Source organism: Rhizobium sp. 18055, from assembly GCF_902706285.1.
Lineage (GTDB): Bacteria > Pseudomonadota > Alphaproteobacteria > Rhizobiales > Rhizobiaceae > Rhizobium.
In genome coordinates this window covers 534,326-540,461 of sequence record NZ_CACSKD010000002.1, presented here as the reverse complement: position 1 = coordinate 540,461, position 6,136 = coordinate 534,326, and the positions used below count along the sequence as shown (strand labels likewise).

Annotated in this window: 6 protein-coding genes and 3 tRNA genes; 6 read left to right on the top strand and 3 right to left on the bottom strand. The window is 58.6% G+C overall.

Annotated elements, in window-relative coordinates:
- Window positions 1-309 precede the first annotated feature (309 nt).
- Both GVL52_RS06205 and rlmB read right to left on the bottom strand, forming a co-directional pair.
- Window positions 310-1,005 (bottom strand): AprI/Inh family metalloprotease inhibitor, encoded by a 696-nt coding sequence (locus tag GVL52_RS06205; protein WP_160004880.1) that lies wholly within the window; start codon window positions 1,003-1,005, stop codon window positions 310-312.
- Between the two features lie 40 nt (window positions 1,006-1,045).
- Entirely contained in the window at window positions 1,046-1,936 is an 891-nt protein-coding gene (rlmB, locus tag GVL52_RS06200; RefSeq protein ID WP_160004878.1) for a 23S rRNA (guanosine(2251)-2'-O)-methyltransferase RlmB, read from the bottom strand.
- Between the two features lie 205 nt (window positions 1,937-2,141).
- Here rlmB and GVL52_RS06195 point away from each other — a divergent pair.
- Window positions 2,142-2,226: transfer RNA gene (locus GVL52_RS06195), tRNA-Tyr, on the top strand.
- 24 nt (window positions 2,227-2,250) lie between these two features.
- Window positions 2,251-2,324 (top strand) — tRNA-Gly (locus GVL52_RS06190).
- Between the two features lie 88 nt (window positions 2,325-2,412).
- On the opposite strand, the gene GVL52_RS06185 is transcribed toward GVL52_RS06190, so the two are convergent.
- Window positions 2,413-2,922, bottom strand: a complete 510-nt coding sequence (locus GVL52_RS06185) for a hypothetical protein (RefSeq protein WP_160004876.1) — start codon at window positions 2,920-2,922, stop codon at window positions 2,413-2,415.
- Window positions 2,923-3,185: 263 nt separating this feature from the next.
- Here GVL52_RS06185 and tuf point away from each other — a divergent pair, with 263 nt between their 5' ends.
- From tuf to secE, 4 genes are all read left to right on the top strand, one after another.
- On the top strand, window positions 3,186-4,361 hold the full coding sequence (gene tuf, locus GVL52_RS06180) for an elongation factor Tu (RefSeq protein ID WP_160004850.1): 1,176 nt from the start codon (window positions 3,186-3,188) through the stop codon (window positions 4,359-4,361).
- Between the two features lie 272 nt (window positions 4,362-4,633).
- Window positions 4,634-5,527, top strand: coding sequence for an NAD(P)-dependent oxidoreductase (locus GVL52_RS06175; RefSeq protein ID WP_160004874.1), 894 nt, complete (start codon window positions 4,634-4,636; stop codon window positions 5,525-5,527).
- A 138-nt stretch (window positions 5,528-5,665) separates the two neighbouring features.
- Window positions 5,666-5,741, top strand: a tRNA-Trp gene (locus GVL52_RS06170).
- Window positions 5,742-5,928: 187 nt separating this feature from the next.
- Entirely contained in the window at window positions 5,929-6,129 is a 201-nt protein-coding gene (gene secE / locus GVL52_RS06165; protein WP_026283763.1) for a preprotein translocase subunit SecE, read from the top strand.
- Window positions 6,130-6,136 lie beyond the last annotated feature (7 nt).

Genomic DNA, 6,136 nt, shown 5'->3' with positions numbered 1-6,136 from the left:
GGATTGGGGCTGGTGGCGGGGGCAAGTGGATCTGGCTGGTGCAGTGGCTGGGTTTTGTCGATCCAGGTGATGCTGAGAACGATGGCGACAAAGATGCCGATGAAAAGAATGCCGATCAGAAGGGGGCGGACTGCCATGTTGTGTGCTTCTCCTTGTTTTCAGGAGCATAGACAGACGATAGCTGCTGCAAGCGGCAAAACCGAGGCGGCGACAGCATGTGCCCCGAAAGGCTGGCCGGTTCCGCGCGAAAGACATGCGTCAAAACAAGGGGCTGAAGCGCGGCAAGCGAATCCGAACGCGCGGCGCGCTTTAGGGATTTTTGATCATCAGCAACGGCTTGCCGCCGTCCTCGGGGCTCTTTTCGAAGTTGCCGTTCTCCAGCATGTCGAAGGACAGGGACGCGCCGTCCTTGCTCATCAGCACCAGCCCGAACCCCTCGACGCTGAAGACGGCGAGGTTGAGTCTGGCGACAGCCGGCGCGCAGTCTCCGCTCGGTGACAGCGGCGAATTACCATCCTTGTCCTTCGCATTCGTCAGGATCAACGTGCAGAGCTTCTCGCCCGTTGGTCGCTGAAGCGTCCAGTTGCCGGCAAGGCTGGCAAAGGTCGGAAGCCGATCGACGCCCTTGGGCGCATCGAGCATGAATAGCGGCTGCTCGTCTTCGGTTTCCAGCGGCGATCCCTCGTTTTCGACGAACCGCGCCAGAACCTTGCGCGTCGCATCAAGCAGAATCAAACCGCCATTCGAATCAAAATTCCAGGCATAGGCCTCGGCCAGTGCGGGAAGCGGTTTGACGCAGTCGTCTGCGCCCGAGAGAGAATAGCCGCCAATGGCGTTGCCGCTCTCGAGCGTGATCCGGCAACCCGGTTCGCCGCTTGCCGATGCGATCAGGTAGGTGCCGGCCTGCGCCTTGACGATGTCGACATCCACGTCGTCCGCAAGCGCTGCGCTGCAGACGAAAAGACCGGCAGCCAATGCCGCCGGTCGAAGTGCAAAACGGATCATGACAATTCTCCCTCTTGTCGTGGCCCGTCGCGGAGCCGGTTCAGCCCTTCAGATGCACACGCGCTGCATACATGGCGATGGCTGCTGCGTTCGACACGTTCAGAGACTTGATCTCACCCGGCATATCAAGACGTGCCAACGCGTTGACTGTCTCGCGCGTCTTCTGGCGCAGACCCTTGCCTTCGGCGCCAAGCACCAGGGCAACCTTCTCGCCAGCGAACGTGCCTTCGAGAGGGGCGGGCCCGTCCGAATCAAGCCCGATCGTCAGGAAGCCGAGCTTATGCAACTCGTTCAGTGCATCGGCGAGGTTGGTGATCTGAATATAGGGGATAAGCTCCAGCGCGCCGGAGGCCGATTTGGCGAGCACGCCTGATTCGGTCGGGCTATGGCGCTGCGTGGTAATCACCGCACCCGCATCGAACGCCACGGCAGAGCGCATGATCGCGCCGACATTATGAGGATCGGTGACCTGATCGAGAACCAGGATCAGCGGGCTGTCCTTCAGCGCCTCGAGACGACGCACGGGCAGGGGACGCGTTTCGAGCATCACGCCCTGGTGGATGGCGTCGGGGCCGAGCACCTTGTCGATATCCTGCGGCGACACCATCTCGACCGGAATACCGAGCGCTTCGACGTCGATCTCAAGACGTGCCAGCGCATTCTGCGTCACCGACAGCTTGATATTCTTGCGCTCCTTGTTCTCAAGGGCAGCGCGAACCGTGTGCAGGCCATAGAGATGGACCTGGTCGGGCGCCAAAACAGGCGGCTTCCAGTCATCGCCGCCACGCTTGCGCTTCTGGAAGCCAGGGGTTGGAATTTCGCCGCGTTCGCGCTTGTTGTCGCGATGCGCACGACGCAAAGTGGCGTAGTGCGTGTCCTGGGCGGATTTGTCGTCTGCGGGCGGGCCGCCTGTTTTATTATCTTTGCTCATGCCGCTTTATAACGGCGGCGCTTCTCTCCGCATAGGATTACTTTCGGCACAGGGGCTTTCCACCGCCGATGACATTTTTCACATATTTTCCATCGTCATCGTGTTGACATGAGGATTTCGGGCGGTCATATACGCGGCGCAGACCGAGGGGCGGCAACGCTTCGAAAGTCTAGCAGACTTGGTCTAACGATCCGGACGAAAAACTGGAGAGATGCCCGAGTGGTTAAAGGGGACGGACTGTAAATCCGTTGGCTACGCCTACGTTGGTTCAAATCCAACTCTCTCCACCATTCGTCCTCGGATCAGACCACCCCGCGGGTATAGCTCAATGGTAGAGCAGCAGCCTTCCAAGCTGAATACGCGGGTTCGATTCCCGCTACCCGCTCCATGATATCATGTTGCAATTCGAGTTTTGGCCAAGCTGCATCGAGCGGCTTTTTTGCGTTTTCGTCTCTTTGATGTTCGGCGAGCCGATCTCAGCCCCAAAGCAGCACGAAAGGGGAAGCCAGCGCGATGATACCGGCTGCCATCCACTGCGTTCGCCTGTCGATCGCGAATTCATCTCGCGACAGCCATTTGCGCACGACGAGGTAGCCGACGGCGATGATCACACTATAGATCAGCGCACGGAGCAGGATCGACCAGCCGCCGCCGAACAGGCCGATGGCGATGCCGAAGCCGGTCAGCGCGCCGAGGATTCCGTATCCCACATCGAACATCAACGTCGTCGTGGTCGAAAGCGGTCGCAACATCTTCGGAAAGGCGATGGCGACCGCGGCCGTCAGCAGCCATATGGCAACGATCGCCTGCAGCGTCGATGAACTGACGATGGAGGCGGCGAGCGTCGGCAGACGCTCGGGCGTCGACAGGCGCAGGATCTGGGCTATCCAGTCGATCGCAGCGGCCAGTATCCACAATATGAATGCGCAGGCGGCAAAGATCAGAAAGTTGCCTGCAGATCGTTTCGCAATGTCCTTCGGTTCCATGGCGTGCTCCCCGGGCGATGGCCGGGCTCGGTCCGGCAGCCAAACTAATATCATAGCATCAAGCAGTTGTGGCGATGGTCGATGAAATCCGCACACAGCCATTGGGCGTGGATATTGCCGATTGGATGCGTCGTTCCCATATGCGGCTGCAGCAAGGAATACCGTCCGCAATTAAGTCTTGCGCAATTCCGCCGAAACCCTTAAACGGCGGCACTAAACCGGTTCGCCGGGGTCATCCCATTTCGTTCACAGGAAGCATTCAAATGGCAAAGAGTAAGTTTGAGCGCAACAAGCCGCACGTCAACATCGGCACGATTGGCCACGTCGACCACGGCAAGACGTCTCTGACGGCAGCAATCACCAAGTACTTTGGTGAATACAAGGCCTACGATCAGATCGACGCCGCTCCGGAAGAAAAGGCACGTGGCATCACCATCTCGACGGCGCACGTCGAGTATGAGACGGCTGCTCGCCACTACGCCCACGTTGACTGCCCCGGCCACGCCGACTACGTCAAGAACATGATCACCGGTGCAGCGCAGATGGACGGCGCGATCCTGGTTTGCTCGGCAGCCGACGGCCCGATGCCGCAGACCCGCGAGCACATCCTGCTCGCCCGTCAGGTTGGCGTTCCGGCTCTGGTCGTGTTCCTCAACAAGGTCGACCAGGTCGACGACGAAGAACTGCTGGAACTGGTCGAAATGGAAGTTCGCGAACTTCTGTCGTCCTACGACTTCCCGGGCGACGACGTTCCTGTCGTCAAGGGTTCGGCTCTGGCCGCTCTCAACGACAGCGACAAGACGATCGGTGAAGACGCAGTTCGCGCGCTGATGGCAGCCGTTGACGCCTACATCCCGACGCCTGAGCGCCCGATCGACCAGCCGTTCCTGCTCCCGATCGAAGACGTGTTCTCGATCTCGGGCCGTGGTACGGTTGTGACCGGCCGCGTTGAGCGTGGTATCGTCAAGGTTGGCGAAGAAGTTGAAATCGTCGGCATCCGTGCAACGACGAAGACGACGGTTACCGGCGTTGAAATGTTCCGCAAGCTGCTCGATCAGGGCCAGGCTGGCGACAACATCGGCGCGCTGATCCGCGGCGTCACCCGTGACGGCGTTGAGCGTGGCCAGATCCTTTGCAAGCCAGGTTCGGTCAAGCCGCACAAGAAGTTCATGGCCGAAGCCTACATCCTGACCAAGGAAGAAGGCGGCCGTCATACGCCGTTCTTCACGAACTACCGCCCGCAGTTCTACTTCCGTACGACTGACGTGACCGGCATCGTTTCGCTTCCAGAAGGTACGGAAATGGTTATGCCAGGCGACAACGTCACCGTTGAAGTCGAACTGATCGTTCCGATCGCCATGGAAGAAAAGCTGCGCTTCGCAATCCGCGAAGGCGGCCGTACCGTCGGCGCTGGCATCGTTGCCTCGATCGTCGAGTAATCCTCGGATTATTCTGAGTTAAGGAAGGCCCTGCCGGGAACGGCGGGGCCTTTTTGCTTTGTCTGGTTGGCGCCTGCTCTCTCTGACGTATCATCTTGAGATACCCTCAATTGGAGGCGCTTTTGATTTCAGAGAACAGCGCTTGAGCCCGCGCTTGCGGCGATCGCGGAGCTCGATGTGGTTTAGCGGCCGCGGGTCGGCCGCGCTGTCTTGCGTTGCCTCCAAGACACTCTATCTATGCCTCCGATATTTGATGACTTGGGAGGATATTCATGAAGAAGCGCATTCTGTTCACCGGCGGCTCGGGTAAGGCCGGACGTCATGCGGTGCCGTGGCTGGTCAATGCCGGCTACGAGGTTCACAACATCGATCTCGTGCCGCTCGATAGCCCCGGCGTTACCAACCTGATCGTCGATATCACCGATAGCGGCCAGGTCTATAATGCGCTCTCCATGCACCGAGACTTTCCGGATCTCGAAGCGGGCAGGGGCGTGCAACCCTATGACGCGGTTGTGCATTTTGCCGCAATCCCCCGCATCCTGATCAAGCCTGACAACGAGACGTTCCGCATCAACACGATGGGCACTTATAATGTCATCGAGGCAGCGGTGAAGCTCGGCGTCCGCAAGATTATCGTCGCCTCTAGCGAAACCACCTATGGCGTCTGCTTCGCCGAGGGGCATCGCGACTTCCACCAGTTCCCGCTGGATGAGGATTACGACGTCAATCCGATGGATTCCTACGGCCTATCGAAGGTGATCAACGAGAAGACGGCGCGGGCGTTCGCCGAGCGATCCGGCGCCGACATCTATGCGCTGAGGATAGGCAACGTCATCGAGCCGCACGAATATGAGAACTTCCCGACCTATTTCGCCAATCCCGAGATGCGCAAGCGGATCGCCTGGAGCTATATCGACGCCCGCGATCTCGGCCAGATCTGCCATCTCTGCATCGAGAAGGATGGCCTCGGTTTCCAGGTCTTCAACGCCGTCAACGATACGGTGTCAGCCAACACGCCTTCAAGGGAACTGGCTGCGCGGTTCTTCCCCAACGTGAAGTTCATCCGCGAGATCGGCGAATATGAAAGCCTTCTCTCCAACCGCAAGATCCGCGAGGTGCTCGGCTTCAGGGAAGAGCATGATTGGCGCAAATATGTAAAACTCTGATCCGGCCACCTGGCGAGGCGCAGAACGGGAAAAAGTGAAAATCACCCTTGCCAATCTCGTTCCGGCGTCTTAAAGGGAGCGCCATGCTTCTCAATGATGCTTCTAGGCTCCGGCCAACAGGCTGATTGAAAAGCGTAAAGGGGTATAGCTCAGTTGGTAGAGCGGCGGTCTCCAAAACCGCAGGTCGTAAGTTCGAGCCTTACTGCCCCTGCCATTTCCTTGAAACGAACAGCGCGGACATTCTGCAGCATTTCGCAAGAGGCGGTACATGGCTAAATTCGTTAAACTTTGGTTCCCCTCTTGTCTAATGGGGAATCGGTGTTTATGTAGGGGTTCAACAGACACGCGGTGCGTGGGGCTGATATAGTCAGCTTTACGTGCCGTAATTGCGTGGGCAGTCGATGGCATCCAAATCTAATCCGCTTACGTTTCTGCAGCAGGTCCGCACGGAAACGTTGAAAGTTACCTGGCCGTCGCGCCGTGAAACGATGATCTCGACGATCATGGTGCTTGTGATGGTGGTCTTTGCCGCGCTGTTCTTTTTTGCCGCGGACCAGTTGATCGGCTGGCTGCTGGGCTTTGTGCTCAATATCGGCAACTGATCGGGTG